Annotated in this window: 15 protein-coding genes; 6 read left to right on the forward strand and 9 right to left on the reverse strand. The window is 43.6% G+C overall.

Going from position 1 to position 17,926, the window contains the following annotated elements; translation table 11 throughout:
- Positions 1 to 263: 263 nt before the first annotated feature.
- On the reverse strand, positions 264 to 911 hold the full coding sequence (locus V7L31_RS05535) for an MOSC domain-containing protein (RefSeq protein ID WP_334695317.1): 648 nt from the start codon (positions 909 to 911) through the stop codon (positions 264 to 266).
- A gap of 267 nt (positions 912 to 1,178) precedes the next feature.
- Here V7L31_RS05535 and V7L31_RS05540 point away from each other — a divergent pair, with 267 nt between their 5' ends.
- A complete protein-coding gene (locus V7L31_RS05540; protein WP_334695318.1) occupies positions 1,179 to 2,033 on the forward strand; it encodes a class I SAM-dependent methyltransferase in 855 nt (284 codons plus the stop codon).
- 43 nt (positions 2,034 to 2,076) lie between these two features.
- On the opposite strand, the gene V7L31_RS05545 is transcribed toward V7L31_RS05540, so the two are convergent.
- On the reverse strand, positions 2,077 to 3,057 hold the full coding sequence (locus V7L31_RS05545; protein ID WP_334695319.1) for an aldo/keto reductase: 981 nt from the start codon (positions 3,055 to 3,057) through the stop codon (positions 2,077 to 2,079).
- 369 nt (positions 3,058 to 3,426) lie between these two features.
- Here V7L31_RS05545 and V7L31_RS05550 point away from each other — a divergent pair, with 369 nt between their 5' ends.
- Positions 3,427 to 4,710, forward strand: a complete 1,284-nt coding sequence (locus tag V7L31_RS05550; RefSeq protein WP_334695320.1) for an MFS transporter — start codon at positions 3,427 to 3,429, stop codon at positions 4,708 to 4,710.
- 2 nt (positions 4,711 to 4,712) lie between these two features.
- Complete coding sequence (locus V7L31_RS05555) at positions 4,713 to 5,900, forward strand: anion transporter (protein ID WP_334695321.1); 1,188 nt, start codon at positions 4,713 to 4,715, stop codon at positions 5,898 to 5,900.
- Here V7L31_RS05555 and V7L31_RS05560 read toward each other — a convergent pair.
- The 5 genes from V7L31_RS05560 to V7L31_RS05580 all read right to left on the reverse strand — a co-directional run bounded on the left by V7L31_RS05560 (position 5,878) and on the right by V7L31_RS05580 (position 11,618).
- Positions 5,878 to 7,239: an RNA polymerase factor sigma-54 gene (locus tag V7L31_RS05560; protein WP_334695322.1), complete on the reverse strand. Its 1,362-nt coding sequence runs from the start codon at positions 7,237 to 7,239 to the stop codon at positions 5,878 to 5,880. The genes V7L31_RS05555 and V7L31_RS05560 overlap by 23 nt on opposite strands.
- Positions 7,240 to 7,378: 139 nt before the next feature.
- Positions 7,379 to 8,134, reverse strand: coding sequence for a glucose 1-dehydrogenase (locus tag V7L31_RS05565; RefSeq protein WP_334695323.1), 756 nt, complete (start codon positions 8,132 to 8,134; stop codon positions 7,379 to 7,381).
- A gap of 504 nt (positions 8,135 to 8,638) precedes the next feature.
- Complete coding sequence (locus V7L31_RS05570; RefSeq protein WP_334695324.1) at positions 8,639 to 9,811, reverse strand: sigma-54-dependent transcriptional regulator; 1,173 nt, start codon at positions 9,809 to 9,811, stop codon at positions 8,639 to 8,641.
- Between the two features lie 65 nt (positions 9,812 to 9,876).
- Positions 9,877 to 11,334, reverse strand: a complete 1,458-nt coding sequence (locus V7L31_RS05575) for a sensor histidine kinase (RefSeq protein WP_334695325.1) — start codon at positions 11,332 to 11,334, stop codon at positions 9,877 to 9,879.
- Between the two features lie 149 nt (positions 11,335 to 11,483).
- The gene (locus tag V7L31_RS05580) at positions 11,484 to 11,618 is read right to left on the reverse strand and encodes a hypothetical protein (protein ID WP_334695326.1); all 135 of its coding nucleotides are present in this window, start codon (positions 11,616 to 11,618) and stop codon (positions 11,484 to 11,486) included.
- Positions 11,619 to 11,836: 218 nt separating this feature from the next.
- Here V7L31_RS05580 and V7L31_RS05585 point away from each other — a divergent pair, with 218 nt between their 5' ends.
- Complete coding sequence (locus V7L31_RS05585; RefSeq protein WP_334695327.1) at positions 11,837 to 12,799, forward strand: hypothetical protein; 963 nt, start codon at positions 11,837 to 11,839, stop codon at positions 12,797 to 12,799.
- A 142-nt stretch (positions 12,800 to 12,941) separates the two neighbouring features.
- Here V7L31_RS05585 and V7L31_RS05590 read toward each other — a convergent pair whose 3' ends face one another.
- Entirely contained in the window at positions 12,942 to 13,157 is a 216-nt protein-coding gene (locus V7L31_RS05590; protein WP_334695328.1) for a hypothetical protein, read from the reverse strand.
- Positions 13,158 to 13,375: 218 nt separating this feature from the next.
- On the opposite strand from V7L31_RS05590, the gene V7L31_RS05595 reads away from it, so the two are divergent.
- A complete protein-coding gene (locus V7L31_RS05595; protein WP_334695329.1) occupies positions 13,376 to 13,855 on the forward strand; it encodes a DUF6985 domain-containing protein in 480 nt (159 codons plus the stop codon).
- 243 nt (positions 13,856 to 14,098) lie between these two features.
- Here the strand turns inward: V7L31_RS05595 and V7L31_RS05600 are convergent, their stop codons facing one another.
- Positions 14,099 to 15,283, reverse strand: coding sequence for an NAD(P)H-quinone oxidoreductase subunit H (locus V7L31_RS05600; RefSeq protein ID WP_109006767.1), 1,185 nt, complete (start codon positions 15,281 to 15,283; stop codon positions 14,099 to 14,101).
- A gap of 319 nt (positions 15,284 to 15,602) precedes the next feature.
- On the opposite strand from V7L31_RS05600, the gene V7L31_RS05605 reads away from it, so the two are divergent.
- The gene (locus V7L31_RS05605) at positions 15,603 to 17,513 is read left to right on the forward strand and encodes a M48 family metallopeptidase (RefSeq protein WP_334695330.1); all 1,911 of its coding nucleotides are present in this window, start codon (positions 15,603 to 15,605) and stop codon (positions 17,511 to 17,513) included.
- Positions 17,514 to 17,926: the final 413 nt, after the last annotated feature.

The raw sequence follows: 17,926 nt of genomic DNA on the forward strand, positions 1-17,926 counted from the left end.
ATTTTGAATACTCTAACCATAAAGGGATAGAGTTTTAAGACGAAAATATTTTAATTTTTTAGCCTACCATTTCACTCGCTTTTAACCAATATTCAGACGCAACTCGAAAACACTCGCTACCGCTTCGCTATTACCAAATCGTACAGAATTCAGTATGAATTCTGACTCCTGAGTTCTGAATTCTTTTTCAAAAAATGGTTAATAATGTCAGTTAATTTCTACAGTGAGAAAGTTACAGCTTTATTTTCTAACATTAATTAAATTCATTTTTTAAAGTTTTCGATTTGCTGCTGAAAGTAGTCTCGCCAACTTGTAGGTAAAGCCTCAACTTGTACGGCGCGGTGTAAGAGTTCTAAGTCGTGTGTTTCCCGTGCATAAAGTCGGGTAATATCAGCAACAGTGACATTATTTGAGTCTCGACTGATTAACGACAAAGTATCACCATTTCCGACTTGACCCTCTTGCAGCACCGAAAAGTAGAACCCCGTTAGGCGGCTATCTAAAAACTGTTTAACTATATCTGCACGTCCAAACTTGATTAAAAGTTTATAACAAGGCATTCGGGGTTGAGTCACCATTACCTCTGCGCTACCGATTTGGAAGCGATCGCCAATATTAATCTCATCCTCTAACAGCCCAACTGTGGTAAGATTTTCACCAAACATTCCCCAGGGCAAATCCATGTCAGGTAATTTGCGCCGCCAATGGTCGTAATGCTCCAATGGATAAGCATAAACTGCTTTGTCTTTCCCCCCGTGGACACTCAAATCAGCTTGTCTATCCCCATCTAAATTGAGCGATCGCATCATCACTCGTCCCTCAACTGGTTCTTTAAAAATCCCAGTTGTAACTGTTTTGCCCTTCCAAAATACTTCACGGGGAAGTCCTAAATTGACTGAGATAACTTGCACAATTTAATATCTCCTCTATTGAAGAATTCAGAAGTCAGCAATCTTGACGCAACTCGAAAATACTCGCTACCGCGCCGCTATCATTCGGGGATTCAGACAGGCAACTTTCTTGTTGACCACTAAAATAAATTAGATGCGTTTCCCCTGAGTATATTTGCCATTCTTAGGAATGGTATTATTTAACGTAAGTTCAACGGGATTAATTGACTATGGTAGCAGGTTAGGGGTTCAATTCAAAAATAGGCGATCGCGATCAAAACAACAGCTATGAAATTTGCCCAAAATCCCATTCCTTACCAAGGCTTACTAAAAGCCTTGACTGTAGCTTTCCTCGTATTAGCATCTGTAATGCCACCAACTGTTTTAGCCAACGAGAGCGAAAAAACGACACTCAACAGCACAACCACACTTCAAACCATACTCAACAGCAGTCATCGCTCAGAACAGAATCGCCTCCGAGACAAGTACCGCCACCCAGCCCAGACTCTCGAATTCTTCGGTCTGCGCCCAAATGTGACCGTAGTTGAATTGTGGCCAGGGAACGGTTGGTATACTGAAATATTAGCCCCATTTCTAGCTCCCAAAGGGCAACTCATAGTTACTAACTTGGCTAGCGCCAGTAAACCCGCTTTGGCTTTCCAAGAAAAACTAGCAGCTAATCCAGAGATTTTTGGTAAGGTCAAAGTAGCTCAAATCAATCCCCCAAATGAACTTACTCTAGCTCCAGACAACTCTGTAGACATAGTTGTTACCTTCCGCAATATTCACAACTGGGTTAAAGCTGGCTATGCCGAGCAGGTTTACGCGGCGGCTTATAAAGCACTCAAGCCAGGGGGCATCTTGGGAGTGGAAGAACACCGCGCCCTTGCGGGGACTTCTTTAGAAGAAAGTATTAAAACTGGCTATATGTCTGAAGATGGGGTAATTGCTGCTGTGGAGAAAGCCGGCTTCAAATTGGTGGGTAAATCAGAGATTAACGCCAACCCAAAAGATACCAAAGACTATCCAGGCGGAGTTTGGACACTACCTCCAACCTTAAGCCAAGGTCAAAAGGATAGACAACGCTTCCTCAACATCGGAGAGAGCGATCGCATGACCCTTAAATTTGTCAAACCCAAATGACACTCATGTTAATAATTGCCTTCCTCACCACCATTCCATTAGATCAACGGTTAACAGTACTCATATCAGGGTAGCGCTCACCTGCGGCCACATTTTTTGGTGCAACTGCTTCAAGTCGATTCAAATCTTGTTCTGTCAGAGTAATTTCGGTAGCTGCAATATTCTCCTCTAAGTAAGTACGGCGTTTTGTACCCGGAATTGGTACTATATCTTCGCCTTGAGCCAAAAGCCATGCTAGTGCAAGCTGACTAGAAGTTACTCCTTTTTCGGTGGCGATCGCCTTAACTTGCTCCACTAATTGCAAGTTCTTAGAGAAATTTTCACCTTGAAAGCGGGGTGAATTTCTTCTATAGTCATCAGGTGCAAGATCGTCAGGACTGGTGATTGCACCTGATAAAAACCCTCTTCCTAATGGGCTATAGGGAACAAACCCAATTCCTAATTCCCGCACAGTAGGTAAAATTTCATCCTCTGGCTCTCGACTCCAAAGAGAGTATTCTGTTTGGAGTGCGGTAATGGGGTGAACTGCTTGCGCTCGTCGAATTGTAGTCGGCGCAGCTTCCGAAAGTCCTAAATAGCGCACTTTACCAAGCTTGACTAACTCTGCCATTGCCCCAACAGTATCTTCAATGGGTACAGTTGAATCTACCCGATGTTGATAATAGAGGTCAATAACTTCAACTCCCAAACGTTTTAGTGAGGCATCGCAAGCTTGATGGACATATTCTGGTCTGCCATTAACCCCTTTAAAACCACCATCTTCAGTGCGGACATTGCCAAATTTAGTTGCTAATACTACTCGATCTCGGCGATCTTTAATTGCTTTGCCTACTAATTGCTCGTTGGTAAAGGGCCCATACATATCAGCCGTGTCGAGGAAATTTACCCCAAGTTCTAATGCTCGATGAATTGTGGCGATCGCCTCAATTTCATCACGACCACTATAAAACTCAGACATTCCCATGCAACCAAGTCCAATGGTTGAAACTTCTAACCCTTGTTTGCCTAGTTTCCTGGTTGTCATAAAATAATATCCTAGTCAGTAATAGGTCTATAGAATATTAGGTCTTTTCTATTCACCAAGTCATCTATTCTTAGAAGTATTTACCGAGAGACTTTATCCACTCTTGTGGGGTGGACATCTTGTCCGCCCTTGACTACGCGATAAATCGCCGTCAAGACAAGTGTTTTGTTGCTCACTCTGAAGTGTATTGCTTTTTCCAACCTCAGGCTAGAAATCATGCTCTGCTACAAGCAAGAGAGGCGGAGCCTCTAGGACGGCATTCCCAGTCGGAGACTGGGAACGAGGAAAGTCTTTTTATTGGAATTGGCATGCTTTTTGCACTTAAAGCTGCATAGCCCAACTTGATGAAATTTTGTAGTAAGTGAAGATATGGTTACTCGTTCGGTAACGCATCAACAAAGCCTGAAAGCGCTCGATTGGTTAAATGTATTTTTAGCAGATATTCAGGGCGGTGTCGGCCCGTTTTTAGTGGTTTACCTAACTTCAAGTCTGCAATGGAACCCGGCTCAGGTAGGATTGGTAATGACGATTTCAGGGTTGACAGGGGTAATTGCTCAAACACCCATTGGCGCATTAGTTGATCGGTTACGCCAGAAGCGATCGCTAATTACGATCGCTGCTGTGTTAATTGCTATCAGTTCAATTGCCACTGTGACTATCCCATCATTGCCCGTTATTACAATATCTCAATCCTTCAGCGCCATTGCTGGAGCATTTTTTGGCCCGACGATCGCGGCAATTTCTCTAGGATTAGTTGGACGAGGGGGGATTGAGTATCGCCTTGGGCGCAATCAGACTCTCAGTTCTTCTGGAAATGTAATCGCAGCCATTGTGGCAGGATTAATCGGTCATTTTGTGAATCAGGCAGGTATTTTCTACTTTATCGCGCTGATGTCAGTTGCAGTGATTTTCTGCGCCTTCAAGATTCGCAAACAAGACATTAACTATCGGTTAGCAAGAGGGGGTGACGATCCAGAAAGCCAGGAGAGATCGGAAGATCGGAAAGAAAAAGTTAATGTTTCTAAATTTACAACGCTATTGAGCGATCGCCGTCTACTGATTTTTGCCATCTGTGCAGTGCTGTTCCACTTTGCCAATGCTGCAATGCTACCCTTGGTAGGTGAGGTACTGTCTCACCAAAAAGGCGGTAGTCCGCCGTTGTTTATGTCTGCCTGCATTGTCACTGCTCAATTGGTGATGATTCCTTTGGGAATTTTGGTTGGGCGACGGGCAAGTAAAGATAAGCGTAAACCGATTTTTCTACTAGCGTTTCTAGTATTACCGATTCGCGGTGTACTGTATACTTTCAGTGATAATCCTTTTTTCCTAGTGTCAGTGCAATTATTAGATGGGGTAGGCGCAGGAATTTTTGGCGTGATGCAGCTTTTGGTGATTGCCGATTTGACTAAGGGAACCGGACATTTTAATTTGGCACAGGGAGCAATTGGAACTGCTGTGGGCATTGGGGCATCTCTCAGTAATTCCTTGGCTGGTTTTATAGCAAAATCAGCTGGCTACAACGCGAGCTTTTTAAGTATGGCAGCGATCGCAGCAGTTGCCTTAGCTTTCTTCTGGTTTTTCATGCCCGAAACTAAATCTACACCCTATCCGGTAAGCTCTAAATCGGAGCTTGCGACATTTAGAGATTCTTAGCAATGGTAGTTCTGCGATATCTGATTATTATCCTTGCCTACATCGGCTTAGGACTAGGGTACTTACCTGGACTGCGGATGAATCGGGCGACGATCGCCATTGTTGGTGCTGCCTTTTTGATGGCATTGGGAGTATTAGATTTACCTGCGGCGTGGGGCGCAATTGACTACAAAACCCTAATTTTCCTGTTTGGCATGATGGTAATCAGCGCCAATCTCGCTGCTTCGGGATTTTTCCAGCTTGCCCTGGATTATACAATTCGTCGCATCCACAGTCCATTTGGGTTACTGGTGGTGTTAACTTTTGGCAGTGGCATTCTCTCGGCACTTTTTCTTAATGATACAATTGCTCTAATTTTGACACCTTTGGTAGTTGGTGTTACCCAGTTACTCAAGCTTAAACCTATTCCCTATTTGCTGGCGCTGGCAGGTGCAACTAATCTCGGTTCCGTTGCCACCTTAAGCGGTAATCCTCAGAACATTTTAATCGGTTCCTTCTCTGGCATTAGTTATTTAGACTTTGCCAAAGCTTTAACGCCACTTGCTTTAATATGTTTGGCGATTCAGGTAGGTTTGTTGTGGTGGTTATATCCAGAAGTGCGATCGCTTCGCCCTTACTTAAAAGTCAAACCACCTAGTTACCACATCTTCAAGCCACTGTTAGTTAAAAGTCTATTAATTACCACCGGATTACTAGTGGCATTTTTAATTGGAATTCCCACTGCTGAAGTTACCTTAATTGCTGCCGCACTATTACTGGTAACGCGTCGCCTCAAGCCTGAGCGAATTTTACAAAAGGTAGATTGGGATTTGCTGTTAATGTTTTGTGGACTCTTCATCCTTACTGAGGGTGTGCAAAAACTTGGTTCCTTGGGATGGCTTTCTCGTTTTGTTCACGATCCCTTGAGCATTTTGGGGATAACGGCGTTGCTATCAAATCTAGTGTCAAATGTGCCGGCTATTCTGCTACTACATCACCTAATTCCCCATCCCGACACGCGCACTTGGTTACTACTAGCGGCGGTTTCAACACTGGCAGGAAATCTTACCCTGTTGGGTTCGGTGGCAAACTTGATTGTGGCGGAGGCTGTTGCCAAACAGGGATATCGGCTCACTTTTGGAGAACATTTTCGATTTGGGCTACCGCTAACTGTTATTACTTTGGTGCTTACCTATTTTTGGATTTATTAAGTTTACGTGCGTGAGAAGATGCGATTCCTGCCAGTTTTCGGTATTTAACTACAGTCCGTCGAGCGATCGCTATTCCAAATTGCAGCTTTAATAGTTGGGCAAGTTGTTCGTCGCTGTAGGGTTGATTTGGCGGTTCTTGTTGAATTAGTTGAATAATCAACTGTTGAATTTGTATCGGTGTGCGTCCACCAACGCCAACAGAAGTACAGAAGGACTGTAAAGGCACAATTTGATTTTTCGCGCCGCTAATTAGCAAATAGCGATCGCGCACAATGCGGCTGATGGTAGCATTGGAAAGTCCGACTGATTGAGCAATTAGCTGCTGGGGCGTTGGTACTAAATCTAAACTGTCTTTACTTGTGAGAAAGGCTTGCTGGCGATTAACCAAAAATTGCCCGACTTTGAGTAAATTTTCCTGCCACTGGTTTAGTGCTGACAATAAATTTCGTGCTTGTTGCAGTAGGGTTTCTTGCATTTTGTGGTTTGATTGGGCTAGCATTGCGATCGCTTCTTCATCCAAGCAAAACTCTTGACTCACTTGAGAAGTTAAAGAAACCTGCCACCCGTTGGCATTGACGGCTTGTAAATCAGGGGTGGCGATCGCTACTGGCTGATAATTAAAGTTCCTTCCTGGGCGGGGTTCTAGGGTCTGAATTTCTTGAATTGCTGCTTTCAAAGTTGGCAGATTAAGCGATGATTCGATTACGGCAACCCTTTCTGTATGTAATTGCAACTTTTCCAACAACAATTGTTGATGTTTCTGGGCTTCAGTTGAATTACCAATACAATGTGCAATATCTGCTAAGTAATCTTGCACCAGTAAAGCAGCCAAACTATTGGGACGATCTTGAAGCTGTAATTGCAGACATTCTTGGAGCGATCGCGCCCCAATCCCTGGTGGATCGAGGCTTTGTAAATGCGACACAACCGCTTCTAACTCCCTGGCGTTCCAACCGCTTCCTGCTGCCCAGATTTGGGGCGATTCTTCTAGATAGCCGGAGGGTGAAAGCCACTGCATGAGGTATAATATTGCATCTTGCTGTTTGAGTGGCAAATCTAAAGCGGCAATTTGCCCACGCAGATGTTCTTGTAAGCTTGGTTCCATTGCCACTGGACTATACCAACTTGGTAAAATGTCTTCTAGCAATGCTTCCCGATGATTAGGGCTGCGATGCTGCAAAAATGGATTGTGCTTGGCTTCTGCTTGCAAATGTTCTCGAACTCGCTGATGATTCCAGGGTAAGAGTTGCACTAACTGGCGCAGCGTTGGATAAAGAACTGCTTGCGTCTCTAAACGGGTTTCTACAGCAAGAGTTGAAGTTAATGCAGGTGTATCCATATCCAGAAATTAAAGATGCGTTACCCAGAACCCTTGTAGAGACGTAGCAGTGCTACGTCTCTACATTATTTTTCACCAGATGTCTATTAGTGAGAAGTTAAGTCCCTAATCCCCAGTCCCTTTTTCAATGCCATTAAAGCTAGCGGAGTCCACCCGCGATGTACAGTGTTTCGCCAGTAATCCAGCCGGAATCGGAGGACGCGAGGAAAACAACAGCAGGTGCAATGTCTTGCGGTTGCCCAATGCGACCAAGTGGGGTTTGCGCTTCAATCTGTTGGCGGCCTGGATTGTCGGCTGTGGATATTCCTGCTGTGTGCGTGCCCTCCGTTTCCACCATACCAGGATTGATGCAATTGACGCGGATGTGGTGCGAACCCAATTCCTTGGCCAGGGACTTTGTTATAGCATCGACAGCAGCTTTAGTACCGCTGTAGACTGAGGCATTTGCAGGCGTGAGGGTACTAACAATCGAACTGATGTTAATAATGCTGCCACCCTCTGAACCGAAGTGCTTGACGGCTTGTTGTGAGGTGAGAATTAATCCCAGCACATTGAGATCAAAGTGCTTGTGGAAGTGTTCTTCGGTGATGCTTTCGAGTGGGGAAAACTCGTAAATGCCAGCATTATTGACTAAGATATCGAGCTTGCCGAATGTCTCCTGCGTCTTTGCAAACAGACGTTCGATTTCTGTCCTTTGGCTAACATTTGCTTGTACTGCGATCGCCTTACCGCCATCACTGAGAATCTTGTCAACCAAGCGATCTGCTCCCTCTTTACTAGAGGCGTAGTTGACAACAACGGCTGCACCTTCAGCTGCCAGATTCAAGGCGATCGCAGCACCAATTCCTTTGGAAGCACCTGTGACAATTGCGACTTTTCCTTCTAGTTTGGTCATGGTTATGAGTTTCCTATGGTTGTTGAATTTCAAAAGCCATCCGTGGGCATGATGTCGAATGAGCAAAGATGTTGATGCGATCGCAACAACGTCTTCAATTAAGGTAGTCCCAATGAAACGAGTTTCAAAAGCCTTGAATAAAAGAATGACTGAGAACTGGTATTTTTACTCAGCATGGGCTAAATCTTTAAGACTTATTTGAGTATTTTAACTGATTGACAAAAGACATTCGATTTTAAATTTATTAGAAATAATTTATAAGGAGAATTCAGAACTCAGGAGCGGAGCCGGAGACGCTCCGCCTCCGGTCAGAAAACAGGTATGAATTCTGTACGAGTGGGTGATAGCGCCGGCGGCAAGCGAGTATTTTCGAGTCGCGTCTGAATATTGGTTAAAACCACGTAAGAGGTGGGCGAAAAAAAATTAAAATATTCTCGCCATAAAACTCTATCCCTTTATGGGTAGAGTATTCTGAATTCTGAATTCTGAATTCTGACTCCTGTTTTATACTTCATCCTTTTGGGTAAAGACAAGATGTTCTGGCAAAATTGTGCGTCCACCGGAAAGGATCGCTGCTCGTTCTAAGGCGTTCTGCAACTCCCGCACATTACCAGGAAAAGCATAATCCCTCAGCTTTTTCATCGCTGACTCAGCCAGCGCCAACCGTTTGAATCCCCGTCGCAAAGCAGTAGTGCTGAGAAAATGTTGGGTAAGTTGTTCTAAATCTTCTGGGCGATCGCGCAAGGGTGGTAACTCCAACCGCACGACGTTTAGGCGATAAAAAAGGTCTTCCCGAAACTGGTTTTGCCGCACCATCAGTTCTAAATTGCGATTGGTTGCGGCAATAATCCGCACGTTGACTGTGTGTGTCTGGTTGCTCCCCAGACGTTCAAAGGAACAATCTTGTAATACCCGTAGCAGTTTACCTTGAATAGTCAAACTAAGTTCGCCAATTTCATCTAAAAAAATTGTGCCGCTATTTGCTTGCTCAAATCGTCCAATTCGCAGGTGATTTGCGCCGGTAAACGCTCCTTTTTCGTGTCCAAATAATTCTGCTTCTAATAAATGTTCTGGTAGTGCAGCACAGTTAACTTTCACTAATGGCGCTTTGCTGCGGGGACTGGCTGCATGAAGGGTGGAAGCAACCAACTCTTTACCACTGCCAGATTCTCCAGTAATCAAAACGATTGTATCAGTGGGGGCAAGACGACCAATCAGCTTGAAAACTGATTGCATCGGTTGCGATCGCCCTAATAATTCTTCCTGTCCTCCTTGCAAGGTAGACTCACCAACCTGATACAATGGCTCTTGATGATGGGCTAATGCTTTTGTCGTTAAATTTACCAGTTCATCTAAATCAAATGGTTTAGTCAAGTAATCGTAAGCACCTAACTGCATAGCTTCGATTGCCGTGCGACTGGTTCCATAGGCTGTCATCACAATTACGGGCAACTCAAACCGTTTTTGCTCTAATTGCTTTAATACCGTCATGCCTTGAGTTTTGGGCATTTTCAAATCGAGAAATACTAAATCCAGATGAGTTTCAGGGTTTTGTAACAGCTTTAATCCCTGTTCTCCGTCTGCTGCTTCCAGAACCTCATGCCCTTCACTGTGCAAAATTTGAGCGATCGCCTGTCGTAATGCTTTTTCATCATCAATAACTAAAATTTTTGCCATTTCGCCTCATCTTTGTAAATTAAGAATTACGTAGCTTGCTTCTCGCTGGAGGCGAGTATTACGGATTACGAATTATTTAATAGGTAAATGCTAAAGCGAGTACACCCTGGTTCAGATTGCACATCGATATAACCTTGATTGCGTGTTACAATTTCGTGGCTAATAGCTAACCCTAGCCCTGTACCTTCCGGCTTGGTAGAATAAAACGGCATAAAAATTTTCTCTTGAGCCTCAGCAGATAAGCCCTTTCCTCGATCCTCCACCCAAGCCAGCAAAAAGGAGTTACCCTTTTCTCCATTCTCGATCTGCTCAACTCCAACTTTCACCTGTTCACCTTCAGGACTGGCTTGAATTGCATTCAAAATCAAATTCACAAATACCTGTCCCAGTTCGTGACGACAAAGGAGCATTTGCGGTAAGGATGGGGTAGGAGGCAAATAAAGCAAATCAACGCCGCATTCTTCAGCTTTGAGGCGGAGTAACGCAATTGATTCTTGAGCGATCGCCTCTAAAGAAGTTACTGTAGGAATTTCCTGTTGATTGTGGTCAAAATATAAAAGTCTTTGCACCAAATGTTCCAAACGCTCCACCTGTTCCAGCAGACTGGCAATTGGGAGATGGTTAACCGCCTGTTTTTGTAGTTGGCGTTCTGTATATTGCAAATTTAGCCGCATACTAGCGAGGGGATTACGAACTTCATGAGCAACACCTGCTACCAGTTGTCCTAATGAAGCCAATTTTTCCACTCGCCGCAAGCGTTGTTCTAAATCTTGACGGCGTAACTGCATTGTATTAATTGCACTTCCTAACATTCCCATTTCAGCAGGTAAAGGCGGTATCTGTTCTGCCGGATTTGCCGCCATCGCCTGGAGACTCTGCTGTAGTTTCTGCACGCCCCACTGGAGTTGCATGGCAATGGCAAACGTCCAGATACCAACAATTAAAATCCCCAACACAATCAACCCACTGAGAATTTTTTGCCCCCCATCCTCTGTACGTGGCATCCGTTTCATAGTCCACACCGATCCCCAAAGGGGTAATGGATCTACTCGCAGCACCAAAATATCCAGCTTTGGACGCAGTACAAGTTCTTGGGGTAAACCCTGACTAGTTGCTTGTCGTGCCAATTGTAAAATTAAGTCCTGTTCAGTGGGGGGAATGTCTCTTTTTGGCACTGGCCCGCCATGAGTCGGAAAAGCGTATCCCAGCAGGCGATCGCGTTGTAGGAGATAAAAACCCCCTTCGACACGGGGAAAATTTGCTAAAGCGTCTGTTGATAAATCTTGTAACGACTTATTTAAGCGATCGTCAGGGATTTCTGTATGATTGAGCCGAGATTCCCAAAACAATTTGATGAGGCGTGTATTAGCACTTGCTAATTCACCCTGATTACGGGAAATTACCGTCCCCTCCAGGCTTTCAAATAGTTGTATAACAAGCCATAGCGCTAATCCACTCAGGCTCAGAAACAGAACTGTCAAAATTGTAAGTTGTTGCCGCAGAGTCCAGCGTCGCAAGGGCATAGGACGTTGATTTGCTCAATTAATTGTTGAAGAAGAATTCAGAAGTCAGAATGGGCTAAACGCCCCACTATCGCTCGCTAACAGGAGTCAGAATCAATCAGACGGGTTATTTAAATCCCGTCTGAAATGTCTTGAATTTTGAATTGTTATTATCTTCCCCGATTTGCTTTGACTTCACCTGTATCTTTGGCACGATTTTTGCACGTTGATAATTTGCCCATGCGGACTTTTGGTGATGCACTTTTACTGAAGAAGAATTCAGCAATTCCTGAGCCAGAATCCATAATGGATTCTGTGCGACTGGATGGGGAATCGAGGTTTAGAGCAAGCGATTTTAAACGCGCGTGTTCGCTCTTAGCGTCTCCCCTTCTCCCAAAGGGAGAGGCTGCGCCAAGGGAGAAGAAAAAATTCTTGTCCTTACTGTTACCCCTGATTTTAGGTATTCTGAATTCTGTCTTCTGACTCCTCCTCATCAGCAGTCCTCAATTTATCAGACAGTAATATGAAGGACTCTCACGATCGCATTACAAACCAAACAGCTACAGAACTATTTGCCTTAGCAGCACAACTCCAAGGGCAAAAATCCCATGATTACGCACCTTCAGAACTGGTTCAAGCTGCCACAGAGGCGGGCATTTCTCCAGAGAATCTTCAGGAGGCATTAGAACTTATGCGGATCAAACAGACTCAAGAACAGACTCGCCGCCGCAACTTACGGTTGATTTTGAGCAGTGGAGTCGCCGGAGTTGCGATCGCTTGTGCTGGTGTTTGGGCTTATTTTACCCTCAACCAGCAGTCAGCGATGGGAGGACGGATATTACCTGGGGCGATCACTAATTTAGAAAGTCCGGTTGTTCCTAATGCGCCTGCAACTGATGGCTACGCTGTAACCTACACTGGCACAGTGCAACAATACTTACTCAATCCCGAAGGCAGAGTAGATGGTTTACTGCTCAAAAATGGACTTCAGGTAAAATTTCCGCCTCATTTGAGCAACCAATTGACTAACTTGATTGCTCCAAATGCTGAGGTTAGCATCACTGGTATGGCTGGTACAGCTACTCGGTTCGGACAGGAAATCAGGGCAATTCAGATTACCAATCAGAAGACTCAACAGACAATTGCTGCTCAATCTCCTAACCCTCTTCCCCCGCCTCCTACCAACTCTACTAGCTACACCAGTTTTTCTACCGAGGGAAATACTCAGCATTGGTTGGTTGGGCATCGGGGAGAACTTAATGGCCTGATCCTTTCCTCTGGCGTAGAAGTTAACTTTCCGCCTCATGTCGGCGAACAACTAGTCAGTATGATTCAAGGAAACGACAAAGTTCAAGTTCAAGGTTTTGGTAGCCGTAATACCTATGGACAAGTCATCGAAGCAACCCAGTTAACCGTAAATGGACAGAATGTAGCGTTGGCACCGCCCGCCGTAGGCATCGCTCCACTACATCCTAAAAAACCTTAGCTTACGTCTCTATCAAATCCCCTGAATTTATTTATGGGGTTCTCCCCCCTGCTCCCTGCCCCCTGCCCCCTTTCCTCTTCGCTGACTCCTGAATTCTGAATTCTTCTTAACTACAATTTACTCACTGATGGCTAACCATCAGTTAATCATAGGTAAATAACTGAACATTCTTACAATCAATGCACTTACGCGCCCGCAGCTTTTCGCCTTCCCCCCACCCAGCCCCATCAGCACGGAAATATACCCACTGACTTACTGATTCTCCAACGGTACGACCCCAAACAAAATTTTGTGAGCCGCAGATTGGGCATAGCGTTTCTTGTGGTGTGTAGCTTTTTCGATCTGGTTGATTGTTCATAAACTCGACTTTAAATAATTGATGTAAAATCTCTGAGTTTCTCATGTAGGTGTTTCACGACTTGATATTTTCATCATGAAGAAATTCTGTCGCTTTTTGGGAAAATGTAATATGGGTATAATCCCAAGAGTTTGGAATAGAAACTCTAATTTCAAAGTAGGATTTTCACTAGTTTTTGGAGTCGCTAGGGAAGCCCAGAATAAAGGTAGTATCTGAAAATGATGGAATCCCCAAGAAGTTATGACGATGCTGAGTTTGGACAGATGAGACTGGAAGATAACCACTGGACTTTAGCACAATGCGCTGTTTTGGGCGATCGCCATGTACCGATTTGTGTGGATTTTGAACAGGGGCAGATTGGGGAACTTTCATCACTTCAGCGTGAAGCTATTCGGCAAGCTCTAGCCTTGCCACCCGATGTGTTACGCATCACTGCTCCTCTGGTGCTGCAAAATTATGATGTATATCGTGACATGATTGGAGATGAGTCAATGCCGCTGCTGGCTGATCCCATTCAGGTCTGGGATCAGGTCACTTTCTCATATATCTATGTGCCGCCCCACGTTGAGTTTGACCTGCATATTTCTACCTTTCAATTGCTAGCTGAGTGTGACTGGGACGCAGAACACGGCTTAGAAGTACGCTTTCGCAATGGGGTAGCAGACGATGCAGATCAGATAGGTGAAATAGGATGGTAAAAACTATATAGCTTGGTCTAAAACCGTGATGAATTGAAGCATATCGCTTATACGCTGCGATCGCTATGTTTACATTTATGGTCGGTGGAGACAAGAGACGCGATTCAGGCTAAAAAAAGAGAGGTCAAATTCTATTCCATGCAATTCAGAACCACTACAATCGCCAGTTTTACCAAAAGCCAAAAAAATAGAGCAGTTGCACTGTAATACAACTGCTCTAAAAAGTACTTAGATAGATATTTTCTATCTATCCACAGATCCCATAATTACGTCAACACTACCGAGAATCACCACAATATCTGCAACCTTCATGCCGCGCAGTAAATGTGGAACGATTTGGAGATTGTTGAAATCTGCGGCGCGAATCTTCCAACGTGCAGGAAAGACGTTATCATCGCCAACCAAGTAAATTCCTAATTCACCTTTACCACTTTCTACACGGGCATAGATTTCACCTTTGGGAATCTTAAAGGTGGGGGAAACTTTTTTACCGATGAATTGGTAATCAAATGCGTCCCACTCAGATTTTTTACCTGCGGCTAAACGCTTGGCTTCCAGATTTTCGTAAGGGCCGCCAGGAAGTCCTTTAATTGCTTGGCGAATAATTTTCACAGATTCGCGCATTTCCCGCATCCGCACCACGTAACGGGCAAAGCAATCACCGGCAGTTTCCCACTGTACATCCCAATCGAAATCGTCGTAGCATTCGTAATGGTCAACTTTCCGCAAATCCCATTGCACGCCAGAGGCGCGTAACATTGGGCCAGAAAGTCCCCAGTTGATTGCTTCTTCACGGGTGATAGTACCAATACCCTCAACACGTCGCCGGAAGATGGGGTTATCAGTTACTAAGCGTTCATACTCATCAACTTTGGGCAGTAGGTATTCGCAGAATTCTAGACACTTATCTACCCAACCGTAAGGTAAATCGGCTGCTACTCCACCAACGCGGAAGTAGTTGTTATTCACCATCCGATAGCCTGTGGCAGCTTCCCACAAATCATAAATCATCTCCCGTTCCCGGAACTGATAGAAGAAGGGAGTTTGAGCGCCTACGTCAGCGAGGAAGGGGCCAAACCATAGCAAGTGGTTTGCGATGCGGTTCAACTCCAGCATGATGACGCGGATGTAGCTAGCGCGTTTGGGGACAGCGACACCTGCAAGCTTTTCTGGGGCGTTGACAGTGACGGCTTCGTTGAACATTCCCGCAGCGTAGTCCCAGCGACTAACGTAAGGGACGTACATTACATTAGTGCGGTTCTCAGCAATTTTTTCCATTCCTCGGTGCAAGTAGCCGATAACTGGTTCACAGTCAACGACATCCTCGCCATCCAGAGTCATGATTAGCCGCAGAACCCCGTGCATTGAGGGGTGGTGTGGCCCCATGTTTAGCACCATTGGTTCAGTGCGGGTTTCTAGTCTGGTCATAGATTTTGTGTTCTCCGTTCGTGAAAAGATTGAATTCAACCGCGCAGATGCCAACTAGACCCAATTTATCTTGTTTGTCAAGCCAAAGTAAGGTTGTGCGAGGAGAGATTTGATTTGATGTTTAATTTTGTTGCACTTCTTTAACTATTATATGGAAGCTGGATATGCAGTTAATTAAGGCATCAAATTTTTTTATCTCATGGGGATGAGATAAGAAGACGCATTTTCTCAGTGATGACTATTGACTTCTGAGTTTTTACGTAAGCTATAGAGATATTGTGTCAGTTATATTACAGTTTTATGATGCTGATACATATTTATGGCTTTCAATCAAGAACGTTTTGATCGGCTAATTCAAAAGTTAGAAGTTTTTGCTAATAAACAACCGCATCTTTATAAATTGCACGTTGCTTTTTTGGCTACTTTGGGATACGCATACATATTTTTGGTTCTAGCTTTAACATTGGGTCTGGTGGTAGGTATTGTCTTTTTGATGCTGAATGCTCCGTCAGTTAATGCGTCATCTTTGAAAGCTATTGTGTTTTTGCTGGTGTTCGCATTGGTGTTAGTGCGATCGCTTTGGGTTTCTTTTCCCCCACCTACAGGTTTACCACTGCAACCCCAGGATGTATCCAATCTCTATTCTTTAACCAACGAAATCTCATCGAAGCTAAAAGCTCCACGGTTTCACCACATTCTGCTAACCAATAATTTTAATGCAGCAGTTGTTCAAAGACCACGCTTAGGTTTGCTGGGATGGCAGCAAAATTACTTAATTGTCGGTCTACCCCTCATGCTAGCACTGCCACCCGAACAATTTCGTGCTGTCTTAGCCCATGAACTAGGACATTTATCAGGAAATCACAGCCGTTTTGGTGGTTGGATTTATCGCCAGCGTCAAACTTGGTATCGCATTATTAAAGGGCTAGGACAAGGTAGAAATGAAGTATCATCGTTAATCTTTGAGCGATTTTTGACATGGTACAGCCCGTTTTTTAATGCCTATTCTTTTGTGTTGGCACGGATGGATGAATATGAAGCAGATAAATGTGCCGTTGAGCTAACCGGAGAACAAAATATTGCTGAAGCTTTGATAAATTTACAGGTCAAAGCTAGATTTCTAGAAAGATATTTTTGGTCTAGCATCTATAAACAAGTTGAGACAGAAATCGAACCACCAAAAATGACTTATATAGCTATGCAACAGGCTTTAAGTCAGAGACTTCATCAGGAGATAACAAGTAGTTATTTAATGGAAGCTTTAGCCAAAAAAACTAATAACTCTGATACTCATCCTTGCCTCACAGATAGACTAAAAGCTTTAGGATACATCCTCAATTATCGCCAAGAACTAGCTATATTTGCGCCAATTGAAATCAGTGCTGCCCAAGAATTCTTGGGAAATAGGTTAGAAAAATTTATCGAGTATTTTAGTCAAGCTTGGCGAGAAGAAATAGCAACACCTTGGCGACAAAAATATGTTGAGTTTCAACAATCAATAGCTATCTTAAAAGATTTAAATCATAAATCGCAAAAACAACAGCTAACCTTAGAAGAAGCTAGTCAACGAGCCTTTTTGACATTTGAGTTTGAAGGTGAAGAAGCAGCTATTCCACTTTTAAAGGAAATTATTCATCGTGAAACTCACCATGTCTCAGCTAATTATTTGCTAGGTCAAATATTATTAAATAACCAGGATGCAACTGGAATAGAATATATTGAGAAGGCAATAGACCAAGACTCAAGCATAGTCATAGAAGGTTGTCAGATAATTAGCTCTTTTCTTCAACAACAAGGAAAGATTAATGAAGTAAAATCTTATCAAGAACGTGCCGAAAATCATGGTGAATTAATTTTTAAAGCACAGCAAGAACGTTCCATTGTAAGAGAAAATGATAATTTTGCATCTCATAATATCTCAGATTTAGAAGTAAACAAGCTTCGCCAGCAGTTATCTCATTATCCGCATATAATAACTGCTTACTTAGTTCAAAAAAAGTTACAATATTTTCCTGAAAAGCCGCTTTATGTTTTAACGGTGAAACGAGAAATTAGTTTATTTGAAGGTAGCTATGAAGACGACAACTCTAAACTTGTGAATAGCTTGTTACAAGAAAATGAATTGCCAGGTAATGTATTCATTTTTGTTTTAAATAGCCATTTAAATATGGAGAAGAAATTAAAACAGATACCAAATTCGATGATTTACCAAAAAAAAGGTAAAAAATAGCCCCAGCGAATGGAATTCGCGGCTACACAAACAAAGTCCGCCTGCGCGGACTAAGAAGATGTCTCAAAAGTATCAAATATTTGTTGATCCCCCCTAACCCTCCTTAAAAAAGGGGGGAATAAGAGTCTTAAAGTCCCCCAATTTATCGGGGGATTTAGGGGGATCTCCAAGGGTTAGGCGTATACAAAAAACTTTTCAGACATCCTCTAAGGGAACTCCAAGAAATAAATTATCCAATATTGTGGGGTGGGCGTCTCGCCATAGGTGTCAAGTTAAGCTCAAACTAATTATGTCAATAAGCATTTATGCTTAAAAGCTTGGTTTGAAAGGGACAAAAAACGAACTTTTTCAGGGACTATTAATGCTTTGTTTATTAGCATCACTCCCGGCTTGCGTATAAAAGTCAGAGTAGG

The organism is Nostoc sp. (assembly GCF_036916655.1).
Classification (GTDB): Bacteria; Cyanobacteriota; Cyanobacteriia; order Cyanobacteriales; family Nostocaceae; genus Nostoc.

Bases quoted from the DNA above. Each gene is read 5' to 3' on its own strand.
- V7L31_RS05545 (WP_334695319.1), bottom strand. From the start codon at position 3,057: ATGACAACCAGGAAACTAGGCAAACAAGGGTTAGAAGTTTCAACCATT.
- V7L31_RS05600 (WP_109006767.1), bottom strand. From the start codon at position 15,283: ATGACCAGACTAGAAACCCGCACTGAACCAATGGTGCTAAACATGGGG.
- V7L31_RS05580 (WP_334695326.1), bottom strand. From the start codon at position 11,618: ATGGATTCTGGCTCAGGAATTGCTGAATTCTTCTTCAGTAAAAGTGCA.
- V7L31_RS05595 (WP_334695329.1), top strand. From the start codon at position 13,376: ATGATGGAATCCCCAAGAAGTTATGACGATGCTGAGTTTGGACAGATG.
- V7L31_RS05550 (WP_334695320.1), top strand. From the start codon at position 3,427: ATGGTTACTCGTTCGGTAACGCATCAACAAAGCCTGAAAGCGCTCGAT.
- V7L31_RS05570 (WP_334695324.1), bottom strand. From the start codon at position 9,811: ATGGCAAAAATTTTAGTTATTGATGATGAAAAAGCATTACGACAGGCG.
- V7L31_RS05590 (WP_334695328.1), bottom strand. From the start codon at position 13,157: ATGAACAATCAACCAGATCGAAAAAGCTACACACCACAAGAAACGCTA.
- V7L31_RS05555 (WP_334695321.1), top strand. From the start codon at position 4,713: ATGGTAGTTCTGCGATATCTGATTATTATCCTTGCCTACATCGGCTTA.
- V7L31_RS05585 (WP_334695327.1), top strand. From the start codon at position 11,837: ATGAAGGACTCTCACGATCGCATTACAAACCAAACAGCTACAGAACTA.
- V7L31_RS05575 (WP_334695325.1), bottom strand. From the start codon at position 11,334: ATGCCCTTGCGACGCTGGACTCTGCGGCAACAACTTACAATTTTGACA.
- V7L31_RS05540 (WP_334695318.1), top strand. From the start codon at position 1,179: ATGAAATTTGCCCAAAATCCCATTCCTTACCAAGGCTTACTAAAAGCC.
- V7L31_RS05565 (WP_334695323.1), bottom strand. From the start codon at position 8,134: ATGACCAAACTAGAAGGAAAAGTCGCAATTGTCACAGGTGCTTCCAAA.
- V7L31_RS05560 (WP_334695322.1), bottom strand. From the start codon at position 7,239: ATGGATACACCTGCATTAACTTCAACTCTTGCTGTAGAAACCCGTTTA.
- V7L31_RS05605 (WP_334695330.1), top strand. From the start codon at position 15,603: ATGGCTTTCAATCAAGAACGTTTTGATCGGCTAATTCAAAAGTTAGAA.